Source organism: Rhodococcus jostii NBRC 16295 (genome assembly GCF_001894825.1).
Taxonomy (GTDB): Bacteria; Actinomycetota; Actinomycetes; order Mycobacteriales; family Mycobacteriaceae; genus Rhodococcus_F; species Rhodococcus_F jostii.
In genome coordinates this window covers 152,878-172,994 of the sequence record NZ_BCWY01000001.1, presented here as the reverse complement: position 1 = coordinate 172,994, position 20,117 = coordinate 152,878, and the positions used below count along the sequence as shown (strand labels likewise).

Here is a 20,117-nt window from a genome sequence, read left to right as displayed (position 1 = left end):
GGGTGCGGATAGTTCGGAGGCGGGTCGGCCACGACCGACCGAACCGACCGAACGACGGTACGAGTACGAGTACGAGTACGAGTACGCAATACTCCATACCGCCGGCCCATTGTGTTCAGCGAATTCCTTAGGGGTGGGTGCTGCGTTGGATCTCACTGAGTTCGGGTGGCCATGCGAACGACTTCGGACCCTGATCCGTATGGAACACAATGCTCTTCATGGATCCCGGGAATCGTTTATCGGCCCCGAAGGATGGTGGCGTCCCGAGCGGTCACCATCGATCAAGACCAAATCCGCGTAGTACCCGGCCTTGACATGCCCGAGTTGTCGGGTCCGAATGATCTGACCTCCGAAAACGCTGCCCAAGAGCCGTGTTTCAAAGGGCAGACCTCGAGCAGCTCCACGAAGTGATCGAGGTCCCGGGGGGTGGGTGCCAGGCCAACGCGCAGCCGTAGTTCCATCGGGCGTAACCCCAGATGCCACGTTCTTACTCTTGTTCAGACCATATATGGTGCAGTCTAATTCGCGGGTTTCGGGGCAAGTCTGCGGCATCGTTCAAAGTGGCCACGAACCAATTCAGTCCCGGTGACGATGCGGTCCTTCGTTATCTTGAGCACGTCGAGGCCATCTTCGTCCGAGAGATGTGCGCGGTAGACGATGCCCCGACTGTCTCGCGGAGGCATGTTCACCTCTCCGGACCAAGCAGGTGGCATCCCGCAGTCATGGTAAGGGTTTTCTCACCAGGTTTGCGCCCATGCCGGCGTTCCCACCGATGCGAGGTGTCCCCTATCGACCCCGATGGTGTTGCGCAGTTCGCCCAGCCCGGGGGCGGAGACGATCACCTCGTCGCCCTCGACCAGGTACTTCGGCGGGTCGAAGCCGATACCGACGCCGACCGGGGTGCCGGTGGCGATTACGTCACCGGGTTCGAGGGTGATGCCCGCCGAGAGCGTCTCGATGATGGTGGGCACATCGAAGATGAGCTGGGCGGTGTTGGTGTCCTGCCGCAGTTCACCGTTGACGCGGGTCTGCAGCTGCAGGTCGTTGATGTCGATCTCGTCCGCGGTGACCGCCCACGGGCCGAGCGGGCAGAAGGTGTCGAGGGACTTGCCGATGAACCACTGCTTGTGGTCGCGCTGCAGGTCACGTGCGGTGACGTCGTTGATGAGGGTGTAGCCCCACACGTAGTCCATTGCGTCGTCGCGGCTGACCTTGGAGGCACGCTTGCCGATGATGATGCCGATCTCGCCCTCGTAGTCCAGGGCCGAGGTGATGTCGGTGTGCGGGTCGACCGGGTCGCCGGAGGCGATGACCGTGGCGGCGGGCTTGGTGAAGACCACCGGGTACTGGGGCACGTGCTGGCCGTCCGCGGAGCCGGTCGCGTCGAACCCGCTCTTGGCGAACTCGGCGGCGTGCTCGGAGTAGTTCCGGCCGACGCAGAACACGTTGCGGTGCGGGATGATCGGGGCCAGGAGCTTGCCACCCTCGGCGGGGGTGCTGGTGCTCAGCCGGCCGAGTGCGGCCCGGCCGCCGGCGATGATCTCCTGCAGCTCGCGCACTGGGGCACCGGTGTCACCGAACTGCACGGGCAGTGCAGCTCCGTTCGCGTCCACGGCGCAGACGACCGCGCCGTTCTTACCTTGAATCCGCGCGAAGCGCATGAAACCTCCTGATGAACCAATGTGAACCAAACCGCCATACGGTTTACAATGGGTACGCTAGGCTGAGTGGACCTCAATCGTCAATAGCCGATTAACTTGGAGTACAACAGAATCTAAGCATCAATACGATCGCAATTGGTTCGACTTGGTTCGTCGAGAGGAGTTGTTGTGACCCTGGCTGTGGGACCTACGGCGGCCGCTCTGCGGCACATCGAAGCCCTCGTCGCCGAGCGGCAGTTGGGCCCGGGGGACAAGCTGCCGACCGAGCGGCAACTGGCCGCCGACGCCGGTGTCAGCCGTGCCGTGATCCGGTCCGTCCTCGAAGACCTCGAACACCGGGGAACCGTGGTGCGCTACGTCGGCCGGGGCACTTTCCTGGCCCCGCGGGAGACCGCCGACCCGGAGTCGGCGAACCATCCCAGCCCCAGCGAAATCATGAGCTCACGCCTGGTTATCGAACCGGAACTGCTCCCACTCGCTGTCGCGGCCGCGACCGGGGACGACATCGAGGAAATGCGCCGCTGCCTGCGCGGCGGCGACGGCGCCCGTTCCTCGGAAGAGTTCGAGAGGTGGGACACCGCGCTGCACCACAGTTTCGCGCTCGCCACCCACAACATCGTCTTGATCGGAGTCAGCCAACTCCTCTTCGACAGCCGTCAGCAACCGATCTGGGGTGGCCTGAAGAAGCGCACCTTCAACCCCGAGCTGCACCGCGAATACTGCGGCGAGCACGAGGACATCGTCGAAGCCATCGCCGACCGGGACCCGGACAGCGCCCGCACCGCGATGCGGGCGCATCTGCGGCACGTCCGCACGACCCTGCTGGGGGACAACGCCTGATATGTAGGGCGAAGTTTGTCCAGAGGGCAGGGTGAGGCGGCCGCCGGGGAGCTCGATCGACGGAGCCTCGTTGCTTCCGCGGCGCGTCCGTGTGGTGAGCGTGCCGGTAAGCGACGCGCGGTCCGACCGATATGTGCGGGTTGGCAACCGCGGGACACATACACGGGCCGATCTCTGAGCCGATGGCGAGCGGGTGACGATGAAGTGTCATGCCTTTTGTTCGTCGCGCGAAGGAGCCCACTGGTCAATGCCGATGTTGTGAACGACCTCTTGAATGTGTTGGGTCATCGCGGCGCGGGCGCCTTCCGCGTCATGGCTACGGATCGCATTGTAGATCCGTCGATGGGCAGCCACAGATTGCTCGATCCTCGTCGTGGTCTGCAGGCCAGCCTCTCTCGACGGCGCCATCCATTCGTGGGCGACTTCCAATAAGCGGGACAGCATGGGGTTATGAGTCAGTTTCGATATTCCAATGTGGAATTCCACGTCGAGTCGAACCAGAAGTTCGATCGACGGAACTTCGTGTTGTAGCTCATATTCGGCAAGTTCGAGTGGTTTGAGGAGCGCAGAGAGTTCACCATCACGCGCACGACCAGCTGCCCGTTCTGCGATGGGCGGCTCGATCACCGCCCGCAGATCCATTACTTCTCTGAGCATGCGCAAGGACGAATCCATCATCCCGAGCATTCCAGCGTCCAACTCGGGGCGGGCATGCTCCTCCACGATGGTTCCTCTACCGGGCTTCCGGCTGATCAGCCCTCGCAACTCGAGGTCACGCAGGGCTTCTCGAACGGACGTCCTGGAAATACCCGCACTTTCGGCTAGTTCGCGCTCGTTGGGTAGCTTTTGTCCCGACTTGATCTCGCCGTCGACGATCATCCGGATCAATCGCTCGCTCAGGAGTTCAGCTCGCGAACCGCTCGAAATAGAAAGGCTGCTCCAAGATGTCATGTGGCCCTCCGGCGAGATTGTGGTCCAACCAACGTACCAGTTCGACCGGGCCGATCGTCGATTCCAAATGGCCACCCAGTTCGCGAAGCAACGGCCAGCCACGTGACCTGTCGCTCCGACGAGCAAGCACCCGCCCGAGGCCGTATTCGCACCGCAACCGCCCTGAAAACTGGCGAATTCGGACTACGAACGAAGCAGTGCAGTCACGTGTGGAAGTCGCGAAGCAGACCAAGATGATGCTGGCACGCACTCGATCACGCGAGTCGCGCGCATACCTTCGTGCGCCCCAGCAAATCAGCGCATTAGAACTCCGATCCGGACCTGGTCAATCACGAGGGTGACTCCCCATCGCCAGCGCCCGCTGTCTAGTGCGATTCTGGTGCCCGAGGTCGAGCACGTTGCCGGCCACGCACCGTGGCTCCAAGTCCCGCCGGTATTGGCGTTGCAGTTGCGGGACATGCAGTAGGCAGCGGTCCTCACTCCGAACTTCCTCGCGCGATTCTCATAGTCGTTCGTCATCTCCGAACTCCCCGCCGCGCCGACGGCGGGGAGACATTTGTTTGATGGTCCAACCAAGTTGGGAAAGTGTTCCATGCCACTTGATTTGAGTCAACCCGTCGAAGGGAAGACACCGTCCCAGCTACAGAGAGGATCCCTTGCTTCGATGCTGATAACTGCAGAGCAGCAAGAGCTTCCGGTCTGATCACCCGGCCGCCGCGAGCAACGGCGTGCCACGTTCGAATGCCGGCAACGAACCGACAACTTCGCAGTGGGTACCGATCGGAGTGTCCACCACGTCGGATGGCAGAACTGGTCGAGCTAGGCATCGACGTCGACGCCGAAGTCTCAGGTCCCGATCGTCGCCAGTGGCCTTCATGAACAGACGACGTATTTCGTTGCCGGCCGAGGAAGAAACCAACCGCAACGAACACCGCAAAATCTGGCGCCAATTTCCACTCCGGTGCCAAATTGCGATCCGCGCCTTCCTTTTACAGCCGAGTAGAGTCTTCGCTTCATCCCTTGACGTAGCTCATCAGGGAGGCCTAGCCTCCCCTTTGAGGGACAACGCCGAACGGTTCCCTTCCAACCAAGCCTCATCGTCACCATCGGGCAGAGCCGTACGAACAAATTTGTGCGCCGCGCCGCTCCACCCAGGAACTGCTTGGAAGGAATCGCCATGCTCGAAACAGGCCCCAACCTGGCGCCACTGGAAGTGAGCCTTTCCGACGATCCGCGAGTCGTGAAGAAGGCTGCAACCGAGGACTACACCACTCACGTTGTTCCGCTCTCATGGCGCAGTAGTAAGAAATCCCTGTCCATGTCCTGGTACTCGCTCGTCAGCGGGATGTTCTACCTGGTCACAGCCGCCACGCTAGCCGCGGTGGTCGGTACGGCGAACACGCTGATTGGCGGCGCTCTCGCCGTTGCCGTCTTCGGGCTGTTCGGATCGATCGTCTCCCGCTATGCGGCCAAGACCGGACTGACCGTGGCCTTGATCTCTCAGCGGCTCTTCGGGGTCACCGGTTCGATCGTGGCCCCGCTGATTCTTGCAGCCACGTCGATCTACTACGCAGTCTTCGAGAGCTCAGTGATCGCTCACGCGTTCTACGGCTACATCGGCGTTCTCGATATCAGAGTGTGGAACGCCATCGCCGTTGTGATGAGCCTGCCACTCATCATGGGCGGAATACGTCGCTGGATGGACAAGTACAACGCTGCCCTTCTTCCCGTCTACTGGATTGGCCTCATCATTGTGGTCGTCCTTGCAGCCAGGCAAGGCGACACATCAGGTTGGCTCAGCCATGCACCGCAAACATCCGTCGATCTCTCCGCTCCCGGCTGGCTCTACGCCTTCTTCGTCTACCTCGGTTCCCTGGTGTTCATGATGTTCACCATGGACTTCGCGCGGTTCGGAAAACCCAACGACGCCAGAATCAATGGTATTGGTATCTTCGGTCCCGTCTTCTACTTCTTCGTCTACATCGCCAACGGGCTCATCGGGATCTTCATCGCCTACGCGGCCGGACTGTCAGGACAAATTTCCGACACAGCAGTCGTCGACACTATCGTCGGGCTCCTCGGCACTTGGGGTCTGCTACTGGTATGGGTCACGCAGGCGCGAATCAACACAGCAAACTTCTACGTAGCTTCCACCAACATCGAAGCGCTCTGGACGAGAGTATTTCGCACCGAACTTCCCCGAGTGATCGCCGTCCTGATCTGTGGTGGCATCACCTATCTGTTCATGCTCACCGACGTGCTCAGCTACCTCCTGGTCGCATTGGCGTGGCAGGGAGCATTCATCGCCGCCTGGGCCAGCATGACGCTCGTGCACATCTACCTCAGCCCATCCGGCGACGGACATGGACTGCCCGAATTCAGGCCGGGCCGCCTCGCAAACTTCGGCGCCGGCGCATGGATCTGGTTCGCCAGTTCAATACTCGGCATCGTGCTGTACCAATATGGCGGCAGCATCGGAGCGACCTGGTCCACCCCCGTCACCTTTGTTCTAGCAGCCGCCGCCTACGCCACCGTCTTCAAACTGCAGTCCAAAAACATACTCCTTCAACGTAGTCACGACCCACGAGACGAAGTGGCCGATATCTGGGAAACACGCGTCAAATGCCACGTCTGTGACCACAGCTATATCGCAGTCGAGATGGACCGAGATCCCAGCACAACAGGGAGCCCCGCAATTTGCGCCGCCTGCGCCGGATTAAGTCGAAGCTATCGACGTGCGTGCATCGAGGAACACACCCAACCAGCATCGGAGCAAACCCTTGACCAACCACACGCCCATAGCGATCAGGCTCGTTGAATGTACCAATCTAGTGGTGCGTCTCTGATGTAACTGATCCTTCGGGACTGGGATTGATGGTGGATCCGCGTTGGCCTTTCCCGCCGAGCAGCGTGCTTGGCGGGAAAGACATACCATGACAGCAACATTGGCCCCATGGCGAACGAAGTAATCAGCAGCAGTTGCCCGAGAAGCTCGTGGCGCGAGCGAACGAACAGGGCATCGAGCTCACTGCTCCACCGGATGACGAAGAACGTGCTCGAAACCGCACTTGATGCAGATCACCGAGCATCTCGGCTACGGACACACGATTTCGGCCGGCCGCGATAGCGGAAACTCACGCAACGGCACCCGCACTAAGACGGTGCTCAGCGAGATCCGGCCGGTCGAGATCGAGGTCACCGAGCCACTGACACAGTGCGTTGGCACTGACTACCGGAGATCGGCGAACCCAGTTCACTGACGGGTACGGGGAACATATTCGAGGGACACAATCGCCCGGATCACCGTCAAGGTGGATCGCCGAGATGATCGAGTGGAAGAACCGGGCCTCGATGAGGTCTACCCGGTGGTGTTCAGCGACGCGATACGCGTCAACACCCGCGACAGACAGGTCACAAACCGGCCGATTACGTCGCGATCGGTGTGAGCGTGAACGGCGAACCCGACATCCTCGGATTGTGGGCCGGTGACTTCGTGCAGCACAGGATGGACGCGGACTGGGCCGTCGGGGTCACCGCGGCGACCGCACACGGGCCTGACCACCACCCGGATTAGCGCCACGGTCACCGCGCTGCGCGGGATCTGGATGCCGAAGTGCGGAAACCAGATCGGCTTGGCACACAGAGAGCGACCGCCTAGTGCGGCGGCGGGAAGTAGTTTGACGGTCAAGTGCTCGCGAGCCGCAAGAAGACCCGGTCACGTCCTAAGACGTGCTCTTGCGGGGTCTCAACCAAGTGTTGCATTTGCGAACAGCAAGAGAAGCGTTCGGGAGAGGTGATGCCTTCCTGAAGTCGGACAAGCTCAAAACCGAAACAGCACCTCGGAGCCGGTGCTTGCCCTCCCCGATATCGATTGAGGAGGCGGCAGCAACGTCTTCCGGAGTCTGCGCTTCCCAGCGGCTCCCGGAGAAGCGCAAGCTCGAGAATGTCATTGTCGTGATGGCTGTTCCACGTTTCTTCCTGTTGAAGTTCGACTACTCTGGTTTCTTCGCCGGTTCGTGGGACCTGTCGGACCGTCAGCCGCCGGCTGGCCGCCGGTTCGGCCATGGTGCGGGTATGCGCGCGCCAAACTGCGTACCTCGTCTCGACGACAGTGAGATTCGGGGACGACCTGCCACAATCGTTCGACGAACCGGCACGTTGTCATTCCGAAGTGCACAAGGATCTCCTCGCCGGTAGCGCCACCGAATGGTGCCCACATCATGGCGAACTCGATGAGGCGCTCCGCCTCGGGATCAGGATGATTGCGACTGCGGTTGGTGTCGATCCAAGCGGCACGACGCCGCTTTCGCCATTGGGGATTCTTAGGAGAGTTCACGGAATTCACACATCTGATCGGGACTGCGGAAGTCTTGGAAGTTGGGGAACCTCGCCGCAGCGAGGAAATACGTGGAGTGCCAGTCACTCTCACCCTTAATGTCAACCTTCTTGTGCAACGCCGGACTCGTTCACGACAGTACTTTGAGTTCTTCTGTAACGGCACCGACAGATTTCTTGGCGTCACCGAACAGCATGGAGGTGTGATCGGCGTAGAACAGGGGGTTGTCGATCCCTGCGAAACCGGAGTTCATCGACCGTTTGAGCACGATGACTGACTTGGCCTGGTCCACATTCAGGATCGGCATCCCATGAATCGGGCTGCTGGGGTCGGTGCGTGCGGCGGGGTTCGTGACATCGTTGGCACCGATCACCAACACCACATCGGTGCGGGAGAACTCCCCATTGATGTCGTCCATCTCCCGAAGCGCGTCATAGGAGACTTCGGCCTCGGCGAGCAGCACGTTCATATGCCCCGGCATACGTCCGGCGACCGGGTGGATCGCGTACTTGACCTCGACACCGTTGGCTTCCAACAGAGTCGCCATTTCCTTGACAGCGTGCTGCGCCTGCGCCACAGCCATCCCATAGCCAGGGACGACGATCACCTGATTTGCGTACGCCATCTGAATCGCCGCATCCGCAGCGTTGGTCGCCTTCGCGCTCTTGTGCTCACCAGTATGGTCTGCGGCAGCGACACCCGTACCGCCGAACCCACCGGCCACGATCGCCGGAATGGACCGGTTCATCGCCTTCGCCATCAAATTCGTCAGGATCGTGCCCGACGCGCCGACGATCATTCCCGCCACGATCATCGCTTGATTATTCAATGCCAACCCGGCAGCAGCCGCGGACAATCCAGTGAGCGCGTTGAGCAGGGAGATCACAACGGGCATGTCGGCGCCGCCGATCGGCAACACCACCATCAACCCCAGCACGCCCGCCAGGACGAGGACAGCAACTATCCACCACGGCGACACTCCTTCACCGGAAGCACCCATGCCGATCACGACCGCAGAGACGGCAGCACCGATCAACAGCAGGGCGTTGACCGGTTGCTGGGCGCGGCCCAGAGTAATCGGGGACCCGGGCAGGATCTCTTGCAGCTTGCCGTACGCGACCAGCGATCCCCAGAACGAGATCGACCCGATGACCGCGGCGAACAGTGAACCGACGATGATGTGCACCGTCGGTTCCTCACCATGTTTGAAGTTCGAGAAGCCGCTGGTGTCGAGGAATTCGGCCCACGCGATCAACGCGACAGTGCCACCACCGACGCCGTTGAACAACGCCACCAATTGCGGCATCGCCGTCATCTTGGTGTGGCGCGCCGGCGGAATACCAAGCAGCACACCGGCCAGTAGGCCGGCCGCGATGAGGATCCAGTTTTGGGTGTGCAGCACCGAAAGCAAGGTCGCAATCACTGCGATCGCCATACCTACAGCAGCGATCTGATTGCCGCGTACAGCGGTCTTCGGCCCTGTCAAACCCATCAGACCGTAAATGAACATCGCGAACGCGACGATGTAGAGCACGATTATGAAGTTGTCCATCAGACTTCGCCTTTCTCAGAATGCTTGGCGCGCGCCGTAGCAGTCGCCCGATCGGGCTTGAACATGCCCAGCATCCGGTCGGTCACCACGAACCCACCTATAACGTTGAGAGTTCCGAAGATCACCGCAATGAACAAAATAAGTTGGATCAGCACCGAGGGGTTCTCCACCCGCCCTAATGTCACCAGCGCACCCAAAACTACGATCCCGTGGATCGCGTTGGTTCCCGACATCAACGGGGTGTGCAGGGTGTTGGGTACCTTCGAGATTACGGCGAATCCCACGAACCCGGACAGAACGAGGATTGCAATATTCGCGAGCAATTCGGTATACATGCTCAATCCTCCGTCTCGTCGTCCGTATACCAGTGCTCATACTCGAGCGAGCACGGCATCACGATGTAGTCGACGATCGCCGCGACAAGCCTTCTCGCCGCTGTTGCCAGTGTGGCTATCAATGCTTTCCTCCAGGAGCGACTTTCAGTTCTGACCGCGAAGTCACACATGAGTCCGCGAGCACCTGATCGGAGAAGTCGGGGGCTAGTTTGCCATCGACCAGCATCAGCTCGATCAGTTCCGCAACATTCTTCGCGTACAACTCGCTGGCGTGCTCGGGCATCGTCGCCGGTAGGTTCAGCGGTGAAGCGATGGTCACGCCGTGCTTGACAACAGTCTTTCCGGGTTCGGTGAGCGCGCAGTTGCCACCGGTCTCCCCTGCCATGTCGACGATCACCGACCCGGGCTTCATACCTTCCACCGCAGCCGCAGTCACCAACTGTGGCGCCGGCCGACCCGGAACCAACGCAGTAGTTATGACGACGTCGAATCCCTTGATCGCGTCCTCCAACGCCTGCTGCTGCTGAGCCCGTTCCTCGGCCGTCAACTGACGGGCGTAGCCACCTTCGCCGGTTGCGTCGATTCCCAGATCGAGCCAACGGGCGCCGACCGAACGAACCTGATCGGCCACCTCCGGCCGCACGTCGTACCCGGTCGGTCGGCCACCGAGACGTTTGGCAGTGGCCAATGCCTGCAAGCCCGCAACCCCGACACCGAGGATCAACACATTCGCTGGCTTCACCGTGCCGGCAGCCGTCGTGAGCATCGGGAAGAACCTGGTCGACTCCGATGCCGCGAGCAATACAGCCTTGTATCCGGCAACGCTGGCCTGCGACGACAACGCGTCCATCACCTGCGCGCGAGAGATACGCGGGATGGCCTCGACCGCGAAGGCGCGCACACCCGCGGACTTCAGCACCTCGATCTTATTGTCGGCATTATGTGGGGCACAGAATCCGATCAGTGTCTGACCGGTCGACAGTTTTCCGATTTCGGCATCGGACGGCGGCGCAACCTTGACGACGACGTCGGCCGACCACGGATCACCGACGGTTGCGCCGGCGTCGGTATACAACTTGTCGGGGATCAACGCACCCAGACCGGCACCCGACTCAATGACTACATTGACGCCCTTGCCTGTCAACGATGCCACGATCTTCGGGACCAATGCCACACGTCGTTCTCCGTCATTCCGCTCACGAACAACCCCCACGCGCGGCCCTTCGACTCTTTGCGATGTGTCCAACTACCTGCCTTCCTTTTGTACGTAACGCACACGTTTCGACTCACCGAGAGAGGCAGCGGCTGACCGCGCTTAGGCGGAACATGTTGGTAGCCTTTGCAGCAGCGAGCGCCGTGGCTTTGCCGGGGAGTTCGCCGGGTTTCCTCAGATGGCCCGACGAACGAGATATTCGCCGCGGCTCACAGGATGACGAGATCGGGATTCCGCGAGAGAAACTATTAGCCGGTAGCGATCGCGGCCGCGCAGGAGCCCATCCCGGCCAAGACGATCTCGTGGCGAGAAAGATGGGCCCGAACCGGATGGCCTGCTCGCCAATCTGGCAAAGCGCCTCCTCCGCCTTCGACTGATGGATCGAAGGTCGATCTTCACCGAGACGAACAGCGACCGTCTCGATCCTGAGTCCGCATGCCGCACGGTACGTGCGGATGGCAACTTCGCCGCCATTGGCCACTGCGACGGTGGAGAACATCGACTTAACCTACCAGGATTTGACCATTGGTCAATTTTCAACTTTTGGTTTACTTCTTTGGTATCGTCGCGGCGTCAAGCTCGTCTGGACCGGAGCGGTGTCTCTTCGAGGCGGTCCGAGCACTCGAACGAGCACCTCGATCACCCAACGGTCAGGAGAGCGAATGAACGCCGACAAATACCTCCGGAGCATCCCCAAGGTAGAACTCCACAACCACGTCACCGGAGCAGTCCGGCTTCAGACGGTGGTGGAAATTGCCCGCAAGAATTCGATACCCCTTCCGGCGGGAGACCCCGGCGCACTCTACGAATACGTGGATCTCATCGGATTTCTCACCAGCCACTCCTTCGTCTGCAGCGCCCTCAGAGATCGGGACGACTTTTCGCGTATCGCGTACGAGTCACTCGAAGACGGATACCAGAACAGCAACGTGCGTTATATGGAGATGTTTTTCAACCCGACGAATCACATGGCTGACGGTGTTGCCTACACAGAGGTCGTCGATGGACTCGTGGATGGGATCCGCCGCGCTGAGGCCGAATTCGGCGTGCAAGGTCGACTGATCCCGTCCATCAACCGGCAGCAGTCGATCGCTGTCGCTCGCGAGATGCTCGATGCGATCGTCGCGCATCGCCGCGACGAAGTAATCGGTATCGGCATGGACCACGACGAGCTTCCGGATCCTCCGGAGAAGTTCGCGACCGTCTACCAGGCGGCAGGACGGGCGGGGCTGAAGAGGACGGCGCACACGAGCCACGATGGACCCGCCAGCCACATTCTGACGTGCCTCGATGAACTGGGATGCGACCGAATCGATCACGGGTACCGCGTTACGCGAGATGCTCAGGTACTCCAAAGAGTAGTGGACGAGCAGATTCCATTTACCTGTGCGCTCACTAGCGCACAGATGTTCTGGCCGTGGGCTGCGATCGACGAGACCCCGGACGGTGCAGTCAATCCGGTCAAAACGATGTTCGACGCCGGCGTGAACGTGACCGTGCACACCGATGACCCGACGATGCTGCACACCGATCTGGGATCCGAATACATCAAATACTTTCGTGATTGTGTCCTCGATATCGACAGCACCCATGCGGCGGGATTGTCCGCGTTGGATGCAGCCTGGTTGGACGAGTCGGACAAATCTGTTCTTCGGAAGGAGTTTCGGGCTGAAATGACGCGCCTTGGTTCGGAATTGAATGCCATGTAGAAAGGTTGGCGGAACGAGGACGCGGCGTCGACGGGTTGTAGGCGACCTCAATTGTTTTTCGGTAGAACATGGAGCGGCGGCGATCTCTTCGAGACCGCCGCCGTTCCATGTGCCTACCCTGTGCCGTCGAACTGTCGCGACGTGACGTCCTAGTTAGGCTGCGTCGGTCGTCCGCAACGACAGGACCCCATCCGCGCCCGCGGACAACTGTGCTGGCTGGCGCTGCTGCGGATCCGGGTCGCCGAGACCGAAGCCGGTGACGCCTGGATGGGCATCCGTCACGAGTTCGTGTGCAATCGTATGCACCTGGAGATCCTTGCCACCGACCACGGCCGGGTGGCCCAACGCGCGGCCGTCATCGCCGGCCATAAGCGGAACCTCGCGGCACTTGAGCTGCCCGAACCGCCCCGGTTCTTCGACTTCGCGTCCGCCGACGGGTAAGGCACGCTCAGACCGCAGCGAAAGCCCGGAGTAACACGACTCCAACGCCCTCTCCGCACGTCAACATGTCTTCTCACAGAATCGTGTGTTCATCTACGGAAGATCGGCCCGAGGCCCCGGTTCGTTATCCGCGATAGCGGCGGTGGCCGTACACGGCGACCGTGAACGTCAATGCCGCTGCCAGCATCATCGGCACCCAGATGTGCCCGAAAAGCAGCAGTAGTGCGCCAACAGCTGCGCCGGCGAAGAGTACTGCAATTGCTGTAATTCTCCGGTTGAACACTGCGTGTCGCCCACCTCGGACCAGCGAATCACCGGCGAACGATGTCAGCGTGGACGTCACGACAACGGTTGTCAGGTCCTTCACTGCCAGCGACCGGGCAACATACGCTTGCTCGCCCATCGTCGCGGCTGTCAACGACGCCACGCCCACCTGCACGAGGGGAGAGGGTGCTCCATCGACGACAAAGAGCACTACCGCGAGCGCGAAGAGGATCGAGGCGCCGGTGGTCAGGGCCAACGTGACGCGAAGAGTCCAAAGGGAACTCGACGATCGCAATGCGATGCCGGTCACGAATGCACCGACGGCGAAGGCGACTAGCGCGGACGCCGGACCCAACACCGGCAGTTCATCTGCACCCGCAACTCCCATTGCCAGGATCACGATGTTGCCGGTCATATTCCCGGTGAAGACGCGATCGAGACCGAGATAGCCGATGGCGTCTACTACGCCGGTGACGAAGGTCAACATCATCATCAGCACCAACGCCGCATGGTCACCGGCAACGGCTATGTCGGCACGGGGCGCCCCCGTCGATCCGGATCTCGACGTCGGCGGCTGCCCCGCCGCTGGTTCGCGGGCACGGCCGCCGCCCACGGTTGTCACGCCCGACGGGCGAATGTCTTCAGTCATGTTTGTGTACATACCTTTCGGTTGTCACGCGTTACTTCGGCGCGTGTCGTGGCAAAACGGTCGATTGGGAGGGAGGTGGCTATCCGCCAGGCCGGGGTTCGGGAGGTTCCGCTCCACGCCGAAGAAACGGAGGTGGGGTCGACAGCAGACCGATGCCATGCGCACAAGGCTCACGGAGCGCGACAGTTGCATATTATAGGATCTGTGTCACACTTTCAACGTGGAGCCCAGTCGTTCGGCACGCAAGGAAGGGAGATGAGCGCCTATTTCCCCCGCATTCGATCCATCCCCACGAAACCTAGCGATGCTCGACTTCGACATCGACATCCCACTGATTCTATAGAATCTTACGTTGCTCGATCGCTACTCAGCTTTCGTCAACGAACTCGTCCCCCGGCTTTGGACGGGTTCACACGACCGTCGCTGCCGGATGAGTGTGGGTGGATTCGCAACCCGAGTCCCAACAGTAGTCCGTCTGCCTGGAGTTTCATCTGCCTGTCGGCCTCTGCCGCGGTCGGCCGATGTTTCGGTCCGTCGAAGTCTCGGCGGCTTGGCGAACCGATTCGACATTTGTCAGCTCGACGATGCCGCTGTCAACGGATGCTACGAGATTTGCGGAGTGGTCGGAATCCAATTACCGGACGACGGAACGACTTCCCCTCTCGAGCTGCTTGCCGGTGCAACAACATCCTCTCGTCTCGATGTGATGCCGCTGCAGACTCCGGGATCCGGGCGGCCGCTCAGCTCGGCCGTGGCGACCACACCAACTGGCATTTCCTCGTCAGTGCAGACACTCGACTCCAGGTACATCGTCATCTGTAGACCCTTCGGCCTGTCCGTAGGCTCCGCGACGCTACGTACCCCCGAACTTCTCCACACGAGTTACGCCAACGGAACGCAGATCATCCGACGGCGATGCACTTCTCCCGCACGACCCACACCACATGACATGTGCGTAGAACCGCCTCGCACACACCAGCAAGGAGCCTCGTATGCCGCGCGCTCACATCGACACCCTGATCAACAACACGATGGTCGTCACGATGAACGCCGACCGTCATGTCCTCGCCGATGCGAGTGTCGCGATCAACAGGGACCGAATAGTGGACATCGGAAAGACAGCCGAACTTGATTCCCGCTATGACGCGCGTGAGACGATCGACGGCTCTCGATTCGTGGTCACCCCCGGAATGGTCAACACCCATGTTCATCTGACCGGCGAGCCCCTCACCAAGGGGTATGCACCGGAGAACATCGACCTCGACACTCTGATCTTCGACTGGCTCTGCCCGATGTACGGTATGTACACCGAGGACGAAGAGCGCCTGTCGGCGCAACTTCTCGCCACCGAAATGCTCAAGTCGGGCACGACGTGCTTCCTCGAGGCAGGGAGCATCAAGTACGTGGACGCGGTCGTCGACGGGCTTGTCGAAATCGGAATTCGCGGCCGCGTCGGCAAATGGATCTGGGACCTTCCGCCGGAGCCACTGCCGCTGCGCCAGAGCACCGTTGAAGCAATCGCGAATCTCGAGAAGACGCTCGCCGATCACCGTAATGCCGCCGGGGGGCGCATTCAGGCCTGGGCAATGGTTCTCGGGCACACGACCTGCAGCGACGAACTGTGGACGGCGGCCGCGGATGCGGCCAAACGGTGGGAAACCGGCATCAACTTCCATATGTCGCACGGTCCGGGCGACGCCGCCGGGTTCGCCGAGCAATACGGGGAGCGGCCACTCGAACATCTCGACCGCCTCGGCGTTCTGGGACCCAATTGTGTAGTGGCACATGCAGTGCACGTAACAGACGCCGAAATCGACTTGCTCGCGCGGTCCGGTACGTCCGTTGCCCATGCACCTACCGCGGCGTTGCGCTGTTCGGTCGGGGTGACCCAGATCGGGCGAGTACCGGAACTGGTCAAAGCCGGTGTCAATGTCTCGATCGGCATCGACGGCTGCAATGCCTCCAACTACGCAGACATGATGCGAGCGACGTACCTGGTGGCCGGCCTCTACAAAGATGCACGTCGCGACCCCAGCATGTTCCCTTCGGAGATGGCGTTCGAGATGGCCACCCTAGGTGGGGCACGCTCGATCCACGCCGAACATGAGATCGGTTCGATCGAGGTCGGTAAGAAGGCAGACCTGGTGCTGCACGACCGACTGCGCCCCGAGTGGACACCGCTTCTCAATGTCGCCGCTCAGCTGGTGTGGTCGGCGGACGGCCGCGGAGTCCACACAGTCTTCGTTGACGGCAGGAAGGTCGTCGACAACTACTCCCTGACCACGATCGACGAAGTCGCCCTCTACCGCCGAGCGCAGACGGCGGGAGAGGCAATCGTTGCTCGGAGCGGACTGCCCGATCTGTCTACCTGGAAGGTGATCTGAGCATTCGAGACTCGACCCCGCCGTGCACTGCTTTGGCCCCGGACCGACACAGTCCGGGGCCCAAGCAGAGCAAGGCGAACGTGCTACAACACCAGCGCCAGACCTTCCGCGCGTGGATCGGATGCTGCCCGCACCGCCGTGCCGGACAGATCGATCAGCTGCGCATGACCCATCATGTCGCTGTACGGCGCGACAATCTCCACATCGTGCCCCCGGCCTCGAAGCCCAGCCAGCACCGTGGCGTCCATGTCTGCTTCCACGCGAACCTTCCACGTTCCCGGTTCCACGCTCCACCGGGGCCGGGCCAACGCCGACGCAATGTTGACTCCGTCGTCGAGCAGTGCGGTAAGTAGCTGTAGATGCACCTGTGGTTGCGCATCGGCGCCCATGGTCGCGAAGAGCAGACTCGGTGAGCTCCCGTCGATGATCATGCCGGGCGCCAATGTGTGCATCGGAAGCTTGCTCGGGGCCCAAGCATTGACGTGGTCGCGGTCGTAGCTGAACGACGCCCCGCGGTTGTGCAGAACGAACCCGCTATTGGGCACATTGACACCCGACCCGAGCGGCATCAGATTCGATTGCAGCAAACTGATCGACAACCCGGATGAGTCGGTGGCGCAGATCGCCGCTGTCCCTCCACGCTGAACGACCGCTGCGCCAGGGTTACGAGCGGAGTCGGGGTCGAACTCCGATCGGATCCGGTCGATGTGAATATCCGAGATCAGCTCCTGTGCCGAACGCGTCATTCGGGCGGGATCGGTGATCGTGGTGTCTCGATCGAACAGCGCGCATTTCATCGCCTCCACCAACTGATGGGAGCGTTCAGCGGAACTGCGTCGACGATCGTCCTCGACCAGCCGCAGAGCTTCGAGTGCCATCGTTCCTTGAGTCGGCGGCGGCAGTTCGAATATCTGCCGTCCCCTGTACGTGCACGACAGCGGATCCACCCACATTCCCCGATGCGATGCGAGGTCGTCAGCGGTCAGGATTCCCCCGGCATCGGTCACCGTGTGCACAATCTCGCCGGCGACCGGTCCGTCGTAGAAATGCGACGGCCCGCAGCGGCCCAGCGATACCAGCAACTCGGCGAGCGCTTGCTGCCGTACGGTGTTGTCACCGCGCCACTCGGCGCAGAACTCGTGCACGGAACTGTCGGCCGGGTAGGACTCCAGCGCGCGTTCGATGCGCACCCGAGCGGCCGAGCTCACTCTCAGCCCGGACCGCGCGTTGGCGACCGCGGTGCGGGCCACAGCGTCGAAATCCCAGGTACCCCAGCGATCGAGGAGATCAAACCAACCTTGGACCGCACCGGGAACTGTCACAGTCCGGCCGCCGACACGCGATCGGGGCCCCGGAAGGGCCTGGATGTGATCGATGTGCGCTGCCTCGGAGGAACGTCCGACACCGAGATAGCCGTGGACCGACCCGTCCCACACCATCGCCAGCAGGTCTCCGCCGACACCGCAGAAGTAGGGAGTAACGACAGCCAACGTCAGATTAGTGGCCACGGCCGCATCGACGGCGTTACCACCACCAGCAAGTACGTCGGCTCCGGCCATTGTCGCCAGGTAATGGGGGCTCGCAACTGCCGCGCCGCTCATCGCGTCAACACCTGCGCCGCGGCGGTACCTGCGGATTCGAGCATGCACGCCAACTCGAGCAAAAGGGCGTCCCCGCCCGGACGCCCGACGAGCTGAACACCGCGTGGTAGCCCGAGGTCGTCGGGTTCGGCGACGGGCACCGACAGTGCCGGCAGGCCGAGGAACGAGAACGGAATGCAGCACCGCCCGAGAGCCGGGTTCAGCGCCTCCACCTGGCCATCGATCTCGAGCGTGCTCAGCCTCGACAGCGGTGCCGTCGTCGGTACCGTCGGCAGGATCAGGACGTCCGCGCCGTCGAAAAGATCAGCAACTCGTGACATCAATACGCCTCTGAGCTGCAACGCTTCCGTCGCATCGATCGAGGCGGCGTTCGCGGCGACCAGACGCGCACGCAAATCATGGCCGATGTCGTGGGGACGCTCGAGCAGCGCCGTGCGGGTCTCGGCCGCGATCTCGGAGGCGGTGAGGATCTGGGCACCGAATCGGGCAGCACCCGCCCACGCAGTTCGGACCCTCCGCGTCGAGTCCAGCGCGCGCGCCGCGATCGACACGGCATCGCGCATGGCCGGTGTGGCAGGTTCCGCGGGGAACCCGTCCACTACCGCGATTACCGCATCCCCGGCGGCCACCGGACCGGAGGAGGCGATGCCCATTGCGGAGGCCAGTTCGCGCAATAACTGCGCTGTGGCGGCCATGGGCCCCGGGGTATCGAGTGTGGTAGAGAGATAACGCATTCCGCGCGAGGATACCGCACCCGAGGTCGGTCGAAGCCCCCATATTCCGCACAGAGCGGAGGGGATCCGTATCGAGCCGTTGGTGTCGGTGCCGAGTGCGATGTCGATCATGCCGCCGGCTATCGCCGCTGCGCTGCCGCTCGACGACCCACCCGATATGCACCCAGCTGCGTGGGGGTTGGCGACAGACCCGAAGTGGCTATTTCGGCCGGTAAAGCCGTATGCAAGTTCGTCCATGTTCGTCGTTCCGACGATGGCGGTGCCCGCCGACCGGACCGCCGCCACCACGGGAGCGTCGCAGTCCTGGGGCGGTTCATCGGCGTAGGCGGCACAGCCGGCCGAGCGCCGGAAACCTCGCACCGCGATATTGGCTTTGATCGCGATAGGCCTTCCGGCGAGCGAGGAGGGCCTATCTCCTGCGGTGCGGAGCTCGGCAAACGCGCCGTCCCAGTCCGTCTCGAGGAACCACCCCGCCACGTCTGGTGTTGCGGGTTGCGTGAACTTCGCTGGTGCGCTGTTCGGTCTCATCGGTCCTGATCTCCGTTCAACCAGGCGGTGATCGCGTCCTGCGCAGACCGCAGTCCGCTCAGATGCTGTGCTGCACTGGCTCCGTCGGCACAATTGAGGGTGAATCCGAGCCCCGCGGCGGTGGCAGCGATTTCGGACGCGGTGTGGGAGTCGCTGTGCTCTGTCGCGGTGGAACGATAGGGTAGCGGCATGGCTGACCTTGACCTTTCGGATATGGAGAATAAGCGGGTGGCGCAGAACAATGTGCACGGTGACGGCGCCGGTCGGCCCAGTACCCGTCGCCGCCGGGCCAAGATCCAGGCCATTGTCGAGGCTGCCGAACACTTGTTCACCTCAAATGGCTACGCCGACACCAGCCTTGGAGACATCGCCGACCGGCTCAACCTCTCCCCCAAGGCGATCTACTACTATTTTCCTTCCAAGCTCGACATTCTCGATGCGGTGATTGCCGAAGCATTCGGGTATTTCGACGAGGATCGGCTCACAGCCACCCGTGAGCAGTGGTACGGGCAACCCCTGCCCGAGGCGCTGGTCGCAAGTTCGATCGACGCTGTCGAACATCTCGTCGGCCGCGGCGACTCGTTGATGGTGTCGTTCTCGGAGTCGTTTCGCGGGAACCCGCGTACCAGCGCTCGTCACGGGACCTACATGGCGAGCTGGGTCGATCATGTTTACCGAATTATCGTCGACGCCGACGGTGCCGACACGGTGACCGAAAGCTCCGGACGACTTTTGGCCGAGCAAATCGTCGATGCACTCTTCGGTGTGAGTGTCGATTCCATCCTGCGTCGACGACCGCAGGTTGTCGATGTCGACGTCGACGGCGCGGTGCACGCGAATCGCACATACTTCGAGAGGTACATAGCGAACCTGCTCGAGGGCGCAGTCCGAGCGGCCGACCAGTAAGGCGTCGGCCGGC

19 protein-coding genes are annotated in these 20,117 nt (G+C 61.7%); 9 read left to right on the top strand and 10 right to left on the bottom strand.

What is annotated here, in order from left to right:
• Positions 1 to 737: 737 nt before the first annotated feature.
• Positions 738 to 1,661 carry a fumarylacetoacetate hydrolase family protein gene (locus tag RJ1_RS00815; protein ID WP_083400297.1) on the bottom strand — a complete coding sequence of 308 codons (924 nt, stop codon included), beginning with the start codon at positions 1,659 to 1,661 and terminating at the stop codon, positions 738 to 740.
• Between the two features lie 168 nt (positions 1,662 to 1,829).
• Between RJ1_RS00815 and RJ1_RS00810 the strand changes: the two genes are divergently transcribed.
• A complete protein-coding gene (locus RJ1_RS00810; protein ID WP_073357995.1) occupies positions 1,830 to 2,501 on the top strand; it encodes a FadR/GntR family transcriptional regulator in 672 nt (223 codons plus the stop codon).
• Between the two features lie 207 nt (positions 2,502 to 2,708).
• On the opposite strand, the gene RJ1_RS00805 is transcribed toward RJ1_RS00810, so the two are convergent.
• The gene (locus RJ1_RS00805) at positions 2,709 to 3,452 is read right to left on the bottom strand and encodes a FadR/GntR family transcriptional regulator (protein ID WP_073357994.1); all 744 of its coding nucleotides are present in this window, start codon (positions 3,450 to 3,452) and stop codon (positions 2,709 to 2,711) included.
• Between the two features lie 1,177 nt (positions 3,453 to 4,629).
• On the opposite strand from RJ1_RS00805, the gene RJ1_RS00800 reads away from it, so the two are divergent.
• The 4 genes from RJ1_RS00800 (at position 4,630) to RJ1_RS47435 (ending at position 7,026) form a co-directional block, all read left to right on the top strand.
• Positions 4,630 to 6,270, top strand: coding sequence for a purine-cytosine permease family protein (locus tag RJ1_RS00800; protein WP_073357993.1), 1,641 nt, complete (start codon positions 4,630 to 4,632; stop codon positions 6,268 to 6,270).
• 253 nt (positions 6,271 to 6,523) lie between these two features.
• The gene (locus RJ1_RS00795; RefSeq protein ID WP_073357992.1) at positions 6,524 to 6,712 is read left to right on the top strand and encodes a hypothetical protein; all 189 of its coding nucleotides are present in this window, start codon (positions 6,524 to 6,526) and stop codon (positions 6,710 to 6,712) included.
• Between the two features lie 51 nt (positions 6,713 to 6,763).
• Positions 6,764 to 6,898: a hypothetical protein gene (locus tag RJ1_RS48740; RefSeq protein WP_162850253.1), complete on the top strand. Its 135-nt coding sequence runs from the start codon at positions 6,764 to 6,766 to the stop codon at positions 6,896 to 6,898.
• 2 nt (positions 6,899 to 6,900) lie between these two features.
• Positions 6,901 to 7,026: a hypothetical protein gene (locus RJ1_RS47435; RefSeq protein WP_255284855.1), complete on the top strand. Its 126-nt coding sequence runs from the start codon at positions 6,901 to 6,903 to the stop codon at positions 7,024 to 7,026.
• Positions 7,027 to 7,918: 892 nt separating this feature from the next.
• Here the strand turns inward: RJ1_RS47435 and RJ1_RS00785 are convergent.
• From RJ1_RS00785 to RJ1_RS00770, 4 genes are all read right to left on the bottom strand, one after another.
• Entirely contained in the window at positions 7,919 to 9,340 is a 1,422-nt protein-coding gene (locus RJ1_RS00785) for an NAD(P)(+) transhydrogenase (Re/Si-specific) subunit beta (RefSeq protein WP_073357990.1), read from the bottom strand.
• Entirely contained in the window at positions 9,340 to 9,675 is a 336-nt protein-coding gene (locus RJ1_RS00780) for an NAD(P) transhydrogenase subunit alpha part 2 (RefSeq protein ID WP_073357989.1), read from the bottom strand. Before RJ1_RS00780 ends, RJ1_RS00785 begins: the two co-directional genes overlap by 1 nt.
• Positions 9,676 to 9,793: 118 nt before the next feature.
• Positions 9,794 to 10,921 (bottom strand): NAD(P) transhydrogenase subunit alpha, encoded by a 1,128-nt coding sequence (locus RJ1_RS00775; protein WP_073357988.1) that lies wholly within the window; start codon positions 10,919 to 10,921, stop codon positions 9,794 to 9,796.
• Between the two features lie 40 nt (positions 10,922 to 10,961).
• Positions 10,962 to 11,387 (bottom strand): biotin carboxylase N-terminal domain-containing protein, encoded by a 426-nt coding sequence (locus RJ1_RS00770; RefSeq protein ID WP_073357987.1) that lies wholly within the window; start codon positions 11,385 to 11,387, stop codon positions 10,962 to 10,964.
• On the opposite strand from RJ1_RS00770, the gene add reads away from it, so the two are divergent.
• Positions 11,377 to 12,597: an adenosine deaminase gene (add, locus tag RJ1_RS00765; RefSeq protein WP_162850252.1), complete on the top strand. Its 1,221-nt coding sequence runs from the start codon at positions 11,377 to 11,379 to the stop codon at positions 12,595 to 12,597. The genes RJ1_RS00770 and add overlap by 11 nt on opposite strands.
• Positions 12,598 to 12,750: 153 nt before the next feature.
• Here the strand turns inward: add and RJ1_RS46635 are convergent, their stop codons facing one another.
• Entirely contained in the window at positions 12,751 to 12,903 is a 153-nt protein-coding gene (locus RJ1_RS46635) for a hypothetical protein (RefSeq protein WP_162850251.1), read from the bottom strand.
• Between RJ1_RS46635 and RJ1_RS46630 the strand changes: the two genes are divergently transcribed.
• On the top strand, positions 12,898 to 13,038 hold the full coding sequence (locus RJ1_RS46630; RefSeq protein ID WP_162850250.1) for a hypothetical protein: 141 nt from the start codon (positions 12,898 to 12,900) through the stop codon (positions 13,036 to 13,038). The two genes, RJ1_RS46635 and RJ1_RS46630, sit on opposite strands and share 6 nt — an antisense overlap.
• A gap of 124 nt (positions 13,039 to 13,162) precedes the next feature.
• On the opposite strand, the gene RJ1_RS00760 is transcribed toward RJ1_RS46630, so the two are convergent.
• Positions 13,163 to 13,795 carry a YoaK family protein gene (locus tag RJ1_RS00760; protein ID WP_073358114.1) on the bottom strand — a complete coding sequence of 211 codons (633 nt, stop codon included), beginning with the start codon at positions 13,793 to 13,795 and terminating at the stop codon, positions 13,163 to 13,165.
• A 1,148-nt stretch (positions 13,796 to 14,943) separates the two neighbouring features.
• On the opposite strand from RJ1_RS00760, the gene RJ1_RS00755 reads away from it, so the two are divergent.
• Entirely contained in the window at positions 14,944 to 16,335 is a 1,392-nt protein-coding gene (locus RJ1_RS00755) for an amidohydrolase family protein (protein WP_073357985.1), read from the top strand.
• A gap of 83 nt (positions 16,336 to 16,418) precedes the next feature.
• Here RJ1_RS00755 and RJ1_RS00750 read toward each other — a convergent pair whose 3' ends face one another.
• A complete protein-coding gene (locus tag RJ1_RS00750) occupies positions 16,419 to 17,936 on the bottom strand; it encodes a gamma-glutamyltransferase family protein (protein ID WP_073357984.1) in 1,518 nt (505 codons plus the stop codon).
• Positions 17,933 to 19,198: an amidase gene (locus RJ1_RS00745; protein WP_083400295.1), complete on the bottom strand. Its 1,266-nt coding sequence runs from the start codon at positions 19,196 to 19,198 to the stop codon at positions 17,933 to 17,935. The genes RJ1_RS00750 and RJ1_RS00745 overlap by 4 nt, the downstream gene beginning before the upstream one ends.
• 189 nt (positions 19,199 to 19,387) lie before the next feature.
• On the opposite strand from RJ1_RS00745, the gene RJ1_RS00735 reads away from it, so the two are divergent.
• Positions 19,388 to 20,104 carry a TetR/AcrR family transcriptional regulator gene (locus tag RJ1_RS00735; RefSeq protein ID WP_083400294.1) on the top strand — a complete coding sequence of 239 codons (717 nt, stop codon included), beginning with the start codon at positions 19,388 to 19,390 and terminating at the stop codon, positions 20,102 to 20,104.
• Positions 20,105 to 20,117 lie beyond the last annotated feature (13 nt).